The following is a 14,481-nucleotide window of genomic DNA, read 5'->3' as shown; positions in this document are numbered from 1 at the left end:
CGCAGGACACCGGATCGGCACCGGGCATCCATGCATAACATTAACCCCCCCGGCGATGAAGAACGTTTCCCTTTTACTGCCCGCAGTTCCGTGCCGCTTCCTCCGGAGGCATCGCCGGGAACAGATATTTCCCTGATCCGGTGCATGCCCGCCTCCCGCAAAACCGGGAAGTGCCCTGCGCCGGGAGGGCGCAGGCACGCTCCTCACAGCGCCCCGATCTTCCCGACGAAGAAGTAGGCGATCTTTGCGGCATCCCCGATGTCGACCACGCCGTTCCCGTTGAAGTCGGCGGCAGGGTCGACCGCCGCCTTCCCGACGACCATGTAGGCCACCCGGGCGACGTCGCCGATGTCGACCTTACCGTCGCCTGTGACGTCGCCCTTCGGAGCCGTGACGGTGATGTAACCGGGCTGGGAGAGCGCGGCGGAGTTATCGACCGTGAGGTTCACGGTATAGTTGCCCGGTGTTCTGTAGGTGTACACCGGGTTCTGCTCCGCGGAGGTCCCGCCGTCTCCGAACGCCCAGGACCACGACTTCGGATCACCACTACTCTCGTCGGTGAACCGGACCGTGAGCGGCGCCACCCCGGCCGTCACGTCCGCCGAGAAGCCTGCTCCCGACGTGGCCGCGAGATCGAGGCGGGAAGAGGTGCCGGGATCGTAAACCGCCGTCTCGGCGGCCCTCATCCCATCGACAAAGAACGTGATCGTCTTCTTGGCGTCGTCATCCCTGCCGCAGACGAGCAGCCGCTTATCGAACGTAGCGTCCCCGCCGTAGACCCCGGCGGTCTCGAGGGTGAGCGACCCGCAGTCGCGGCCGTCGATCCGGGCGGTGATGACGGTCCCGGCCGGTGCTGGATTTCCGTCGATGGTGACCGAGCCCCAGAACTCCGCGGGGAGGAGGGGGACGGCGGATGCCGTCCCGATGAGGACGAGGAGAACACAGATCCAGGCGATCTCCTTCACCCGCATCACGCTCCGATGGCGTAGAGGGTGCCCGGCCCGGTCATGGAGAGCCAGTAGCCCTGGCCGGGGTGGAGCGATCTGGTATCGGCATTCGCGCCGCTCCCGCCGTTGACGATCCCGGTTTCGAAAGCCTGGGCCCCGGCGTCAAACCCGATCAGGGTCGTCCACTGCCCGTTGACCGAGTAGAGGGTGTCCCTTGCCGTCGCCGGAGTCGTGCCGGTGATCCCGATGGCGTTCCAGCCCGTGGAGAGGGCGCGTTCAGCCGGCGGAACCGGGAGGACGGTCGAGAAGTTCAGGGGGACCGTCGCGGGCCCGGTCGAGTAGATCCAGATCCCCTCAAGGGGACTGATCCGGTCCTCCTCCGCGAGCTGCGTCCAGTCCCCTGCGGCCGTATCGTACCGGAGGGCCGAGCGGCCGCCGGTCCCGACACCGGCAAAGATCGCCGCGGTGTCGTTCCCTGCCGCGAGCGGCCGGGGGATGGAGACGAAGTTCCAGCCGGGGGCGAGGGTGAGCGCCGGGCCGGAGGGCGGAGGTTCGTGCCCCTTGATCACGTTGAAGGCCGCGGTCCGGGATGCACCGGTCTCGATCGACTCAACCGCGACTTCGTAGCGGTCGGGCCCAAGATCGGTCGCGCCGACCTCGAAGGACCAGATGTTCGCGCCGTCACCCTTCCGGACGATCGCAACACCGGCGACGCCTGCACTGTTGCCCGGATCGAACACAGCGGGGACCACCTGGACCGCGAGCGTATCGCCGACCGCGAGGTTCGTGGTGCCGGTGATCGGGAACGCGCTGCCCGCGGTCTGGTTGCCGATCGGGTCGATCCGGACGTAGGGCTCCTCGACGACAACGGTGAATTTTGCATAGATATCATCGATGTTCGGGGAGTCGAGGGCGGTGATCAGCGCGTCTGCTGCCGCGGCAGCCTGCAGGGTGGCGAGGTCGACCGACGTTATGCCGTTGCCCGTAAGCAGGGTGCCGGAAGCCCAGACGTCAAATACACCGTCGGCCGGGTGCTGGATGACGATGAAATACTGGCCGGAGAGCAGGTTCGCGGTATCGCCGGGCGCAAGCCTGTACTCGAATGCACCATCGGGCCCGATAGGGACGAGTTGCTGGAGTTTACGGTAGTTCGTACCGAAGATCCAGACGCAAACATTGGCCGGGTTGCCTGTTGCGGTCCCGGCGATCGTCAGGCCGTCCCCCTTTGCCAGGGTGGCGCCGCTCACGGTTGCCGTGACGGAGGGGGACCTCAGGTTGAAGGAAGCCGTGCTGTAGGGAACGCCGCCGAGAGAGTCCTTGCCGCGGGGCGCCGAAACGGCATAGGCCGTATAGCCGCCGGCGTCAAGACGATTCTTGGCGCGGGAAGTGTCCCACCGGTAGGTCCAGGTATCATCGGCCTCGACGGCTACCCGGGTGAAGGTGCTCTCATTGCCGGTTTGAACCCTTGCGCCGATAACTCCCGTGTTGATGTCTTCAAACCTGATGCCGTTGGTGGGGTGGTTCGGACCGGTCAGGAAGAGGTAGACGGTGTTGCTGTCGCTGCAGGTGCCGGAGAGGCTGATCTCCTCGCCGATGGCGTAGGTGCCGGTGCCCGATGCGACGATGGTGACCGCACCCCTCTCGACCCGCACCCTGGCCTCGTCGTAGATCTCCGGGGCTGCCGGATCCTCGACACGGATCGTGAACCGCCATTCGCCGGTGCTCTGGCTGGTGTTGAACTGGACGGACCGGGTGCCTGCGACGTTGGTTGTAACGGTTCTGTACGTGTCGTTCTCACCAGGGATAGCGTAATTAACCGCAATCTGGCCTGGCGCAATCACCGGATACGCTCCCGGGGCAACGCCGCCGATCTCCCTGACGTAGAGGCGGTAGTTCCTCTTTGACTCCCCGGCGACCGTCACAGTGAAACTGTTGCCGCGGACGACCGTGTCCTTGTTGACCGAGATGCCGAGCGTTCTCGTGACGACCTCAAAGGTCACGGCCCTGGAATCAAAGCCCTTCCCGTAGAAGTCGGAAGCGGCGGGCCACTTTGCCACGGCAGTGTAGGTCCCGGCCTCGGCATTCTGCCCGAAGAGGACGTTGGACAGGTACTGGAGCTGCCCATTGGCATTAAACGACAGAGATTTGCCGTCGTACGTTCTCACCACACCGCCACCGGGCAGAGTGAGTTCCACGTTTGCCGTGGCGCCCGTGTCCACGTTGCTGTAAAACTTGAAGTTCAGCGACGTGTCCCGGCTGATGGACTTACCGTTCACGGAGTCCTTCGGAGACGAAGCCAGCATTACGTCAAGCGTCGCTTCAGGGTTCTGGACGTTGACATAAGTCTGTGTGGGGTTCGCCGAACCTATCGCATAGTAATGTCCGGTCGGTATGCCTTTGACAAGTTCGCCCACTACGCCACCGGTCACCATGATGGTCTTATCGATCGAACTCTTACCCACCTCACCGGTGTAGTGAACGAACTGGGTGGTTACCAGCAAAGACACCGCCGGTGAAGTCAAGATTCTCTTCACCCACAAAGACGTTGGTGCCATTCGTCGTAATTGTCCGCGCCGCCGCGGCCGGTGCAACAACCAGCGCAGCCAGGAGGGCCACGGCGACGATCATCGAAACTATCACTCGATTGGGAATCATAATACGATCTCCATAGTGCGTTACCGGAAGAGGCTGGATCTACGCAGGGTGCCGCCTGTGCGGGGTTTGAACAGAGACAAGAACGCTAAACCGGCTGAAGCCGTCCTTCCTGTGCGCAACGTTCCGTCTTGCGCCGGGTGCCATAAATATACCGCTATTAACCGGCCCGGGATGCCGGAGGCAGGCGCAATGCCGAACTACTGCGGGCTCGTAGGGCATTATAGGGAGAGGTTGTCCCCCGCTCGAAGACCTTCGGTCTTCTCAAACTCCGTTCCTGCGGAACGTCGTTCTCCGCGTGGTGATACCCGGTGGAAAGCCGTTTCACCATCCTGGTCTCTGTTATAGGCCAGATGGTAGAAACCTTGAACGTAAGTGTTCCGATCAGGGTGTACCGGAGGTTTGCAGGCCCCTTTGGGACGACCTCGGGATGTAGTTGCCAGGGCCGGCAGAGGTTGCGCCCTCCCGCCAGGCCGATTGCCTGCAACTGCTGGAGAACCCTGGAGATTGGAGGACGGGTTTGTCTGCGCTCCGCGACGACGTTAGAACAGTTCCCGTTCTATGCTTACCCGGTCCCGATGATCGAAGCAGGATGCGTCGTCGACCGGGGTTCCCTCCCGGGAGGGAGCCGGCGTGGTAACGGGCTCCCTCCGGGTTCATAACGAGCCCCTTTTTTTCAATTCTTCCATAAGCCTTTTTTATTCTCGAAAATTACCTATACCGTATCTAACAAAAGGAGATTCCGTTTATGACTAAATCCGGTATATTTTTGCTTCTGTTCCTTCTCCTGGTCCCGGCCGCAACGGCGGCGACGATCAGCATCAGCCCCGACGCGATCGAGTCCGGGGATACGGTCACCGTGAACGTAAACGATCTTCCCGACGGCGCTGCCTTCTCCCTCGGCATCCGCGGCGAGTTCGCCGCGACCCCGAACAGCACGTTTGCCTTCACAGCCCGGGATCTCACCCTCCCCTTCTCCCTCACCTCGGGAGAGGTGAACGCCTACACGAAGGGGACGAACTGGACCCGTCTCTCGGCGGAACTGCCGGACGGGGGCTCCGTCAGCATGAATTACACCGCTAAGAACGGCGAGGTCTTGATCAGCCAGCCCCGCAATATCCCGAGCGGGACCCTCAGTCTCGTCGCCCTCGACGGGAAGGCCGCGGCCACGAGCATCATCGCCGACCTGACGGTTCTCGGCACGAAGCAGGGGCCTGCCGACGGCACAATCTCGTTTGCCCTCGATGGTGTCGAGCGCGGCACCGCGACGGTCACCGTCTACATCGACGGGGCGGAGGCCCTCTCGCGGGCGATCACCATCGGAGGAGGAGCCCCGACGCCGACCGCCACCACCACACAGAGCAGTGGTGGCGACGGCGTCTCCTCAGGTCCCGGCGGCAGTAGCGGGGGCTCGACCGGCCCCGCCCCGACCGAGACCACCGGACCCGCGACGGTGACCTCGGCCGACGGGAAGGCCTCCCTCACCGGGACCGACGTTGCAGGCGCCGGGCTCCAGCCCCTCCCCTTCCAGGGCACCATCATTCCCGGCTCGTCCACGGCCGGGAACGCCTACGCCGTGACCCCCGCGAACCGGACGTTCGACCCCGCCGCGGTCCTCTCCTTCCCCCTCCCCTCGGCCGGCGCGACGGCGACGATCGCGAGGCTTGAGAACGGCTTCTGGTCGCCGGTCCCCTCGAAGGCCGAGGGCGATCGGATCACGACGGCGGTCTCGCGGGCGGGCTCGTACGTCCTCCTGGTCCCCGCAGAGGTGCCCACCCTGACGGCGACGGCGACGACGACCACCGCGGCGACGACCCCGGCCGCTGCGCCCATGGCCCCCCTCCTCCCGGTCATCGCTTTCGCAACCTTGATGCTTGGGTGGAAGAGAAGAGGCTGACAGAACCACCCATGGATCCCCAAGATCAAAAGCCCCTGATCGTCGAGGCCGCCGGGGACCTTCCCGGCGACCTCGTCGCGGTCGCCGCCGTGACAGCCGCGACTCTTCTCTGTGTCTATGTCCCGGTGCTGAACGCAAGCCCCCTCCGGATCCTCTTTGGGGTGGCGATGGTCCTCTTCATCCCCGGCTACGCTTTGATCGCGGCGCTCTTCCCGGCAAAGGGCGACCTCGACGGTATCGAGCGGGTCGCCCTCTCGTTCGGGCTCTCGATCGCCGTCGTCCCCCTCATCGGGCTCGCGCTGAACTACACTCCCTGGGGGATCCGGCTCGACCCGATCCTTGCGTCGCTCACCCTCTTCACCCTCGCGATGATCGCGGCCGCCTGGTACCGGCGCCTCCTCCTCCCGGCCGGCGACCGCTTTACCGTCCCGGCCCGGGCGATGCTTGCTTCTGTCCGCCTGGAACTCTTCGACCCGGAGGCCTCCCGGCTCGACCGGGGGCTCTCGGTTCTTCTCGTCGTTGCAATCGTCGTGGCGCTCGCGACGACCGTCTACGTCATCGCTGTGCCAAAAGAGGGGGAGCACTTCACCGAGTTCTACATCCTCGGCCCCGGCGGGAAGGCCGCGGATTACCCGACCGATTTTCCTGCCGGTTCCGCGCAATCGCTGATCATCGGGGTCGGGAACCACGAGTACCGGGAAGTCCCCTACACGGTCGAGGCGCTCGCCCTCAACCAGACCTTCGACCCCGCGACGAATACGTCCACCATCCACGCGGCCGAACCGCTCGACCGGTTTGTGGTGACGGTCCCGCATAACGAGACCCGGGAACTCCCCTGGGAGTTCTCGGTGCCGTCAACCGACTACAACCGGATCGAGTTCCTGCTCTTCAACGAGACGGTGCCGGACCCCTCGGTTACGGGAGAGGACCGGATCAACGCGAGTTACCGGGACCTGCACCTCTGGGTGCGGGTCCGGCCGGCGTGAGGATCACCTTGAGGGCTCCCCTCTTTTTGTCGACGCTGATGTGCTCGATCTTCGTTGGGCAGGTCGTCCCGAGGGCGACGATCGCCGCAAGCAGGCTGCAGACCGGGCAGCCGACCATGGTGCAGCACTTCGGGGAGGCCGCCCGGACCGCGCGGCAGCCCGGGAGGAGGCGGTAGCCGGAGAGGGTGACGACGATGTTTGCGCCGTCTCTTTTCGCCTCTGTCTTCTCGGCGACCTCGAGGAGATCTTCACAGACCTCCGTTATGCAGGCGAGGAGGGCTTCGTCCTCAGTCGGCACCTCGAGGGCGTGCTTCTCCCGCAGTCGCGCGAGGAGCGGGGTGCAGGCCGGGGCGATCCGGACGGCGCACTCCCCGTCTGCGGTGATGTAGGAGTAGTCGTCCCCGAGGTTCTCCGGGAGGGCGCCGGCGACCGGTATGACCTCGACGACGCTTCCGTCCGCCTCCGGGACGAACCAGGCGTCCCCCTGGACGCCGAGGTCGGCGCAGAGCGTGGCGACGGTGATCGTCCCCTGGACCGGGAGGAGGGCGGCGAGCTCCGGGTCGAGCGGCTCGCCCTTGTGGAGCGCGAGGAGGAAGACCCCGGCGATGAAGCACCCGGCGCCCGCGAGGACGAGGGTCGCGGTGGTGATGTCCCCCCGGCCGGTCGCGGCCGCGAGGGCGAGGAGGGCTGCGGCGGCGAGGATGAGGAGGAAGGCCCCCCGGTAGGGGCTTTTTGCGGTCATGCATCATCTCCTGCCCACAGCGTGAGCCGATAGTCCTGGAGGGTGAGGGCAGCATAGCCGCAGCCGAGGGCGGCCGCGAGACCGAGGAGGGGGAGGAGGACGTGGCCGGAGACCGCGAGGACGGCCGCGAAGAGGGCCGCGGCCGGTATGAAGGCCCAGTAGCCCCGCCGGTCACCGAGGTACGCGGCAAGGACGATCACCTGGAGGATGAGCGCGACCATGATATCGCCCGCGGCGACGACCAGGACCTCGCCCGCGCAGAGGAGGAGGAACCCCCGGTCAGTCATCAGAGCACCTCCACGACGTCGACCCCGGGGAGAGCGGGCGAGCCGGCGGGAGCCCGGAGGACGACCCGCATCCCCCGGACCTTTGCCTCGTGGACGATCTGGACAAGGTGGCTCCGGTCCCCTATCGGAAGGAGGGAGTAGAGCCGGACCTCTGAGGCCTCCGCCCGGCCGAGGGCCGCCCGCACCGCCGCCGCAAAGGGCGCGGGGCTCTGTGCCGCAAACGCGGCAAGCAGATCGCCGAGTCTCTCCCGGTAGGCCCTCTCCTCCCGTCCGGCCCCTGCGCCGGGTGCCCGGGCCGCCCGGGCCGCAAGGACGGCGGGCCCCGGCGCCCGGTAGAGGGGGGCGCGGGGCTCGAGCGGGGCAAGCCCGCCGAGGGCTGCGAGTGCCTCCCGGATATCCAGGGTCCGGGGGAGGAACCGGACGACCTCCCCGCCAGCGACGACCAGGAGGGAGCAGCCGTCGCGGGAGGTGATCGCGCCTTCCACCGCGCCGCAGACGGCCATCGAGAACCGGGCGAAGGTTGCCGGGTCGTCGCCCGCCCGGGGCGGGAGGTCGACGGCGATGAGGGGCGTCCCGCCCTCAAGCCCGGTCAGCTGCCGTATGTAGTAGGTGTCACGCCGGGCCGAGACCTTCCAGTCGATCTGCCCGGGGTCGTCGCCCGACCGGTAGGGCCGGAACCCGCGGATGCCCTGGCCGGCGAGGGCCGCCCGCCGGTCCACCTCGGCGTCCCCCATGCCGGCTCCCGTCCCCCTGCCGTTCTCGGTGGTCCCCACGGGGAAGACCCGGAGGTGCGGGGCGTTCGGGCGGCGGCAGGCGAGGTCGCGGGTGAAGAAGGCGTCGCTCGCGAGGAGGACGACGCCCCCAAACGCCGTCTCCCCCGGGGCCATGAGCCGGATAGTGTAGGCCGCGGCTTTCCCGGGCAGAGAGAGTGGGGCGCCGCCGCTCGCGACCGCCGGGGGTATGTCGCGCACCCGGATCTCCATGCCGGGCGGGGTGACGAGGTCGACCCTTACCCGGACGGTCGCCGCCGCTCCCTGCCGGAGGATCGTCCGGTCGACGTCGCGGTTCACCGCAAGAGAGGTGGCCGCAGCGAAAAGGTCACGCTCGAATCGCCAGGCCCGCCAGAAGAGGAAGAGGGCGAGAGAGCCGGCGGCGAGGGCCGCGGCCGGGTTCGCGAGGGGGAGGGCGACGACGGCGAGGGCGAGGGCGAGGGCCGCGATTCCCCCGGTCGTCCGGGTCGGCCGGATCATCCCTAGGACACCCCGACGCTCTCGACGATCTCGGTGATGACCGCTTCAGGGGTGACTCCGGTGATCGCCGCCTCCCGGGAGAGGATGACGCGGTGGCGCAGCGCCGGGAGGGCCAGGGCCCGGACGTCGTCGGGGATGACGTAGTCCCGGTTGTTCAGGGCAGCACGGGCCATTGAGCCCCGGAGGAGGGCGATCGAGGCACGGGAACTCGCGCCGAGCCGGATGTCGCCGTGGGACCGCGTCGCAAGCACGATGTCGCGTATGTAGCCGAGGATTGTCTCGTCCACCCTGACCTCCCGGACGGCCGCGGCCATGACCTTCACCTCCGCGGGGCTGAGGACGGGGGTGATCCGGTTCTGGTAGACCTTCCAGTCCAGTTCCCCGGCACGCTCCCGCCGGAGGACCTCGAGTTCGCTCTCGGGGTCGAGGTGCTCGAGGACGGTGCTGAACATGAACCGGTCGCACTGGGCCTCGATGAGCGGGAAGGTCCCTTCGGCCTCGTGGGGGTTCTGGGTGGCGATGACGAAGTAGGGGTCGCCGAGCGGGTAGGTGGTCCCGTCGATCGTCGCCTGGCGTTCGCTCATTGCCTCAAGAAGCGCGCCCTGGGTCTTCGGGGTCAGGCGGTTGATCTCGTCGACCATCAGGAAGTTCGTGAAGATCGGGCCTTTCTGGAGGATGAACTCGTTTCGGCTCCGGTCGTAGATCCGGACGCCGATGATATCAGCCGGCTGGAGGTCGACGGCCCCCTGGACCCTCTTGAAGTCGTAGTCGATCAGGCGTGCGATGATCTTGCAGATGGTGGTCTTGGCCGTCCCGGGGACCCCCTCGATGAGGAGGTGGCCGCCGCTGATCATGCTGATGAAGATCTCCTCGATGAGGGTCCGGTTCCCGACGACTACCTGCTGGGCAATCAGCCGGATATCTTCGTAGGTGTTTGCGATCGTCTCGATGCGCTCGGTTAGGTTGTCACTCATCTCTCTTCCTCCCGAACCGGTAGGCCACCGGCAGGACGGCCAGGGCGGCGAGGGCCGCCGCGGCCAGTGGCGTCTCCTGTATCCATAGTCTTGTGTTGATGATCGGGTTAGCGGTGCCGGTCCTGCTGTGGACGCCGTCGATCCGGACCGGCTGAAGGTTGTCGATGAACTCCGGGTTCTCGGCGAGCATGGCGTTGATGAAGAGGCTCGGGTCGCCAAGCACGGTGAGGTTGCCTTCCTTCGCGCAGACGACCGCGGTCCCGAAGGTCTCGCTGGCGGTGATCCTGCCATCGCCGTCGGCGTCGTCCCAGGTGAGGACCGACGTCTCGAGGAGGGGCTCGCCCCCCTCGACCGCCGCGGGGCGGTTGACCCGGATGGTCTCGATCCCGGCAAAGAGGCTCGCGTTCCCGGTGACCTGGACCCGGAAGAGCCCGGGGTCGGTGTGGTCGCGCTCCAGGCTCGAAAGGTTCCCCGGCCGGACTCTTATTCTGCTTCCGAGGTCGGCGAGGAGCGGGTTCGCGGCCCCTTCCTCGTCGGCGATGATGATATCTCCACCGTTATCAAGGAACGCCCGGCAGTAGCCGACCTCTTCGGGGGTGAAGGGCTGATCGGGCGCGAGGATGAGGAGGGTTACGCCGGGTTTGAGGTCCCGGACCTCCTCCCCGGCGAAGCCCGATGTGCCGTTCCAGCCGGTGTTGTAGCGGCTGTACTCCTCGGGGGTGGTTGTCACGTGGGCAAAGACCGCGGCGCCGGCAAGGAGGAGGATGAGGAGGATCGCCCAGGCCTCACGCTGCAGTCTCGTCACCCCCGAGGGCAACTTTTTCCATCGCGCGGAGTTCTTCCTCCGACGGCGTCTCGCCGGCATACCGGATCCGCTCATAGCGCTCGAAGAACCCGGCGTGGGCCGGGGCGATGCGGGCGCAGTCCCGCGGGGTCTTCGTCTCTGCGAGACCGAGCCGGGCACGGAGTGTGCGGAAGAGGACGGTCGCGGCGTCGCGGGGGGGGAGGCCCGCGATCTCGACCCGTGGCGGGGTCTCGACGACCTCTTCTACAACATCCACCATCCCGTGTGGTTCTGTGAGGGGGCTCTCCTCCGGCCGGCGCCGCCGGAGGTACCACCCGGCGCCGAGGGCGGCCGCGCCCGCCGCGATGAACGGGAGGGGGGAGAGCCCTTCGCCCCGGACGGTGACCGTCTCCGCCGGGCTCTCGGAGGCGTTTAAGGGGTAGCCCGCACCGTGGAACTCCGCCTTGAGGGTGTGCTCCCCGGCGGGGAGGACGATCTCCTTTCTGTAGGTGCCGTTGTTGTCGGTCTCGGTCCCGATGAGGGTGCCGTCATCGACCCGGAGGAGGACCGGGGCGAGCGTGACCGGGCGGTCGTCCTCGGTCGTGAGGTTCCCGGTGCAGGCGACGGTCGTCCCGTTCACCTCCGCGAGGGCGAGGGTGATCGCGGTGTTCCCGGGGAGGATCTCGAACGTCGCGACGGTGGAGTAGACCTGGCCTGCGGTCGCGTAGGCAAGGTGCGATCCTGCGAGGACCCGGTCGACACTGTAGGGGTAGGCGTAGCCGCCGCTCTCATCGAGGGTGACGGTTTCTGCGATCCGGCTGTCGACGTAGACCTCGACGGGAGCTCCCGGCGTTCCGCCGGCGTAGGTTCCGCCGATCAGGAGGAGATCCCCGTAACGCCCTTCGTCCGGGGTGACCGCGATACCAAGGGGGGATCTCGGGGCGCTCCCGCCGCCGATCTCCTCCCGCCAGTCGTCCGCGGCGTCGGCGACCTCCGCGTAGTCCTCGACGCTCTCCCGGTAGGGGGTGGCGTTCACGTCGTAGTGCTCGGCGATCTGGACCGTCTCGGTTTCTCTCTTCGCGTAGGCGGAGAAGCCCTCCCGCATCTTCTGCCGGAGGGCCTCGCCCTCGTAGACGACGGCCATGTGCCGGTCGTCGTCGCCCCGGACCTCGACCTCGAGGCGCTGGAGGTCATCGAACCGCCGGGTATCGTTTAAGAGTGTTGCGAGGGCCTCCTGGTTCTGCCGGTTGTTCTGCTGGAACTCGCCGATGTCGGTCCCGGAGACGTCGAGGGTGACGACGAGCCGGTCGAACTGCCGCGAGAGGTCGGTGTAGCGGGCGAGGTCCCGCTCGGCGCTCTCGTAGTCCTTGAGTTTGATCGTGAGGGCGAGGGTCCCGGTCTGGCCCAGGAGGTCGTCCATCAGGGGGACGACGGCCGCGGCGTTCCCGGGCGATCGTTTCTGGACGGTCGCGGGGTCGGCGTGGGCGGCGGTCGATGTGTTCTCGGCCGAGTAGAGGACGGGGCTCGCCGCCTCTCCTGCGAGGAGGACGAGGACGAGGACGGCTGCCGCCGCGAGGATGATATGCGAGGCCCGGCGGTTCATGCGGCAAGGATCTCCAGGATTTTTTCCACGACGATGTAGGCGAAGAGGGCGACTCCGGCGGCGATGAGGTAGCCGATATACCGCATGTAGCGGGGCTGTGAGAAGGCCCCATCGATCAGGACCGCGACGACCAGAAGCCCGATGAGGGCGAGGACGAAGAAGACCTCGAGGTCGAGGGTGCGGTTTAAGACCATGAAGAAGGCGACGATGATGAGCCAGGCTGCGAGTACGGCCGCAGCATAGTATTTCTTCGCAACCGCCATCCTGACTAGAATTCGGCTCTGCGAGAGATAATCCTATTGAAATTGTATCCTTTCGGTCCGGGCGGGCGGGGAGATCCGGGCGGTCCCGGGGGGGCGCCCCGGCCTGTCTCTCCGGGTTTCGTCTTAGTTACGTTTTGTTTACCTGGAAGGGGGTTTCCTCGTCTACGTTAAGTTTGCCTGATTAAGGGGGCTCGCTCGTGCAGGTTAACCGGGGTGGGGGGCCGGCTTCCGTGTCGGCCACGCGCTCGCCGGTATGAGACCCGGCCCGTTGCTATCGGACAGGCACACCCCTCCTGAAAGGTCCGGCCCGTCGATGAAGTTCTCAATTTCCGGGACCCGGCCGGGTTCCCTGCTCGATGATCGAGACATAATTTGCGAACATGTACTTTTTGTACCGTCGTCCGCCGGTAATCTCCTTTAAGATGCCGATATCCTCCAGCCTCCCGACCAACTGGTAGGCCGTCGGCCCGCTCACCCCGAGCACCTTCGCTGCCTCGCGTGTGGTTATGATCGGCTCATCGAAGAGCGCATACACCAATTTTACAGCGTTCGCTCCGCCGATGTCGTGCTTGAGGAGCGTATCGACGACACCGTCCTTTAGCCGGATGATCTCCCTTGCCGACGCGATCGACTCGTTGGATACCTCGATAACCCCCTGCAGGAAAAACCGAAGCCATGCCTCCCATGCTCCATCTGTCCGGATCTCGTTCAAGATCTGGTAGTACTCCTCCCGGTGCCTTTTGAGGTAGATACTGAGGTAAAGGAGCGGTTTTGCAAGGATCCCTTTCCAGCAGAGGTAAAATGTTATGAGTAGCCGCCCCATACGGCCGTTTCCGTCCAGGAACGGATGGATGGTCTCAAACTGGGCGTGAATAAGGGCGATCTTGATGAGCGGCGGTACAGAGCCCTTTGCGAGGATGAAGGCTTCAAGCTCCTTCATCAGGGCTTCAACGCGTTCCGGCGGTGGCGGCACGAAGACGGCATCCCGGATCGAGGTAGCTCCCGATCGGGCTATGTAATTCTGGACGGTCCGGAAGTTACCCGGCTCCCGATCCGAGCCCCGTGTCCCTTTGATCAGGACGCGGTGGATATCCCTGATGAGGTCCAGGGATATCGGAGCACGTTTGAGTTGTTCCAGCCCGCTGTCCATGGCCCGCAGGTAATTGACGACCTCAAGGAGGTCGTTGATGTTCTCCGTCGGCTTCAGGTTCGCCTCGAACTCCAGAACCCCTTTGAGCGAGGCCTCCGTCCCCTCAATCTGCGAGCTCAGCAGCGCCTCTTTCTTCATGTACATAGCGATGAACAGGTCGGGATTCGGGAGCGTCATTGCCATGCCGTCGAGCCTTGCAAGCGCCCGGTCGGCTTCCGAGAGAAGGTACTGCAGCGTCTCATCGTACACGATCGGCGGGTCGGGTGGAAGGCTCTTTGGTATGAAAGCGTTATATCCGCCTTTTTGATGAACGAAATGTCCATATCGACTCTCTTGCATGAAGCACCTGTGAGATGAGCATTTTCTAAGTTAACTTTTGTTTACTTAGAAAGGTAGATCTCCGTCTATGTTAAGTTTGCTTAATTTAGAACTGGTCGCGGTGTGAGCGGGTCTCCGCGTACCTCACGTACTTCTCCCGTATCGGGATCGGCGTCGATCTCTTCCCCTACACGGCAAGCGAGCTTACGAACCCCCTCGCCCACCGGGCGGCGGAGGGCGGCGTCCTGGTCTTTTCCCGCTGAACCTTTCTGTAGCGCGGTGTCCCGATACGGCCTGTACCCGATCTCCGGAGGAGGCCGACCTACCTGGTTCTGCACGGCCCCTCTCTCACCGGTACGAGAGTACCTCCTCTCTACCGTCCGGTGACAGGAAGACGAGATCGCCGGAGAGTACCCGGTACACCAGGCAATGTTTTCGGCAGTACCTATGCCATAGATGCCATGACCGCCACGAAACGCATCACTGTCAGAGAAGAGGTCCGGGCTGCCCTCTCCAACATGCGAGAGCCGGGGATGACCTTCTCGGAGCTGCTGGAGGAGATGATCGAGCACGAAAATAAGCGGCGGCTTGTAGAAAATATCAAGCTTCATCTCGAACGGGCAAGGAG

The 14,481-nt window shown here is 65.4% G+C and carries 14 protein-coding genes; 3 read left to right on the top strand and 11 right to left on the bottom strand.

Annotation, left to right across the window (positions count from 1 at the left end; genetic code table 11):
- Window positions 1–203: 203 nt before the first annotated feature.
- Genes BP846_RS04240 through BP846_RS04230 form a run of 3 tightly spaced genes read right to left on the bottom strand, consistent with a single transcriptional unit; the run spans window position 204 to window position 3,602 of the window.
- Window positions 204–971 carry a PKD domain-containing protein gene (locus BP846_RS04240; RefSeq protein ID WP_292392849.1) on the bottom strand — a complete coding sequence of 256 codons (768 nt, stop codon included), beginning with the start codon at window positions 969–971 and terminating at the stop codon, window positions 204–206.
- Window positions 971–3,454 (bottom strand): MEMAR_RS02690 family S-layer glycoprotein, encoded by a 2,484-nt coding sequence (locus BP846_RS04235; protein ID WP_292392806.1) that lies wholly within the window; start codon window positions 3,452–3,454, stop codon window positions 971–973. The genes BP846_RS04240 and BP846_RS04235 overlap by 1 nt, the downstream gene beginning before the upstream one ends.
- Complete coding sequence (locus BP846_RS04230) at window positions 3,411–3,602, bottom strand: hypothetical protein (protein ID WP_292392805.1); 192 nt, start codon at window positions 3,600–3,602, stop codon at window positions 3,411–3,413. Before BP846_RS04230 ends, BP846_RS04235 begins: the two co-directional genes overlap by 44 nt.
- 745 nt (window positions 3,603–4,347) lie before the next feature.
- Here BP846_RS04230 and BP846_RS04225 point away from each other — a divergent pair.
- Both BP846_RS04225 and BP846_RS04220 read left to right on the top strand, forming a co-directional pair.
- Entirely contained in the window at window positions 4,348–5,496 is a 1,149-nt protein-coding gene (locus BP846_RS04225) for a hypothetical protein (protein ID WP_292392804.1), read from the top strand.
- 11 nt (window positions 5,497–5,507) lie between these two features.
- A complete protein-coding gene (locus BP846_RS04220; RefSeq protein WP_292392803.1) occupies window positions 5,508–6,482 on the top strand; it encodes a DUF1616 domain-containing protein in 975 nt (324 codons plus the stop codon).
- Here the strand turns inward: BP846_RS04220 and BP846_RS04215 are convergent.
- From BP846_RS04215 to BP846_RS04180, 8 genes are all read right to left on the bottom strand, one after another.
- The gene (locus tag BP846_RS04215; protein ID WP_292392802.1) at window positions 6,430–7,224 is read right to left on the bottom strand and encodes a hypothetical protein; all 795 of its coding nucleotides are present in this window, start codon (window positions 7,222–7,224) and stop codon (window positions 6,430–6,432) included. The genes BP846_RS04220 and BP846_RS04215 overlap by 53 nt on opposite strands.
- Window positions 7,221–7,511, bottom strand: a complete 291-nt coding sequence (locus BP846_RS04210) for a hypothetical protein (RefSeq protein WP_292392801.1) — start codon at window positions 7,509–7,511, stop codon at window positions 7,221–7,223. Before BP846_RS04210 ends, BP846_RS04215 begins: the two co-directional genes overlap by 4 nt.
- Complete coding sequence (locus tag BP846_RS04205; protein WP_292392800.1) at window positions 7,511–8,761, bottom strand: DUF58 domain-containing protein; 1,251 nt, start codon at window positions 8,759–8,761, stop codon at window positions 7,511–7,513. The genes BP846_RS04210 and BP846_RS04205 overlap by 1 nt, the downstream gene beginning before the upstream one ends.
- Before the next feature lie 2 nt (window positions 8,762–8,763).
- On the bottom strand, window positions 8,764–9,735 hold the full coding sequence (locus BP846_RS04200) for an AAA family ATPase (RefSeq protein WP_292392799.1): 972 nt from the start codon (window positions 9,733–9,735) through the stop codon (window positions 8,764–8,766).
- A complete protein-coding gene (locus BP846_RS04195; protein WP_292392798.1) occupies window positions 9,728–10,540 on the bottom strand; it encodes a DUF4350 domain-containing protein in 813 nt (270 codons plus the stop codon). The genes BP846_RS04200 and BP846_RS04195 overlap by 8 nt, the downstream gene beginning before the upstream one ends.
- The gene (locus BP846_RS04190) at window positions 10,521–12,122 is read right to left on the bottom strand and encodes an Ig-like domain-containing protein (RefSeq protein WP_292392797.1); all 1,602 of its coding nucleotides are present in this window, start codon (window positions 12,120–12,122) and stop codon (window positions 10,521–10,523) included. Before BP846_RS04190 ends, BP846_RS04195 begins: the two co-directional genes overlap by 20 nt.
- On the bottom strand, window positions 12,119–12,385 hold the full coding sequence (locus BP846_RS04185; RefSeq protein ID WP_292392796.1) for a hypothetical protein: 267 nt from the start codon (window positions 12,383–12,385) through the stop codon (window positions 12,119–12,121). Before BP846_RS04185 ends, BP846_RS04190 begins: the two co-directional genes overlap by 4 nt.
- Before the next feature lie 322 nt (window positions 12,386–12,707).
- Complete coding sequence (locus tag BP846_RS04180; protein WP_292392795.1) at window positions 12,708–13,874, bottom strand: Fic family protein; 1,167 nt, start codon at window positions 13,872–13,874, stop codon at window positions 12,708–12,710.
- Window positions 13,875–14,314: 440 nt separating this feature from the next.
- On the opposite strand from BP846_RS04180, the gene BP846_RS04175 reads away from it, so the two are divergent.
- Window positions 14,315–14,481, top strand: a 167-nt coding sequence (locus BP846_RS04175; RefSeq protein ID WP_292392848.1) for an antitoxin VapB family protein, incomplete at its 3' end; no start/stop codon positions are given.

The organism is Methanoculleus sp. UBA303, from assembly GCA_002501655.1.
Lineage (GTDB): Archaea > Halobacteriota > Methanomicrobia > Methanomicrobiales > Methanoculleaceae > Methanoculleus.
The sequence above is the reverse complement of the archived record's forward strand: the minus strand, read 5'-3'. Positions and strand labels throughout refer to the sequence as shown.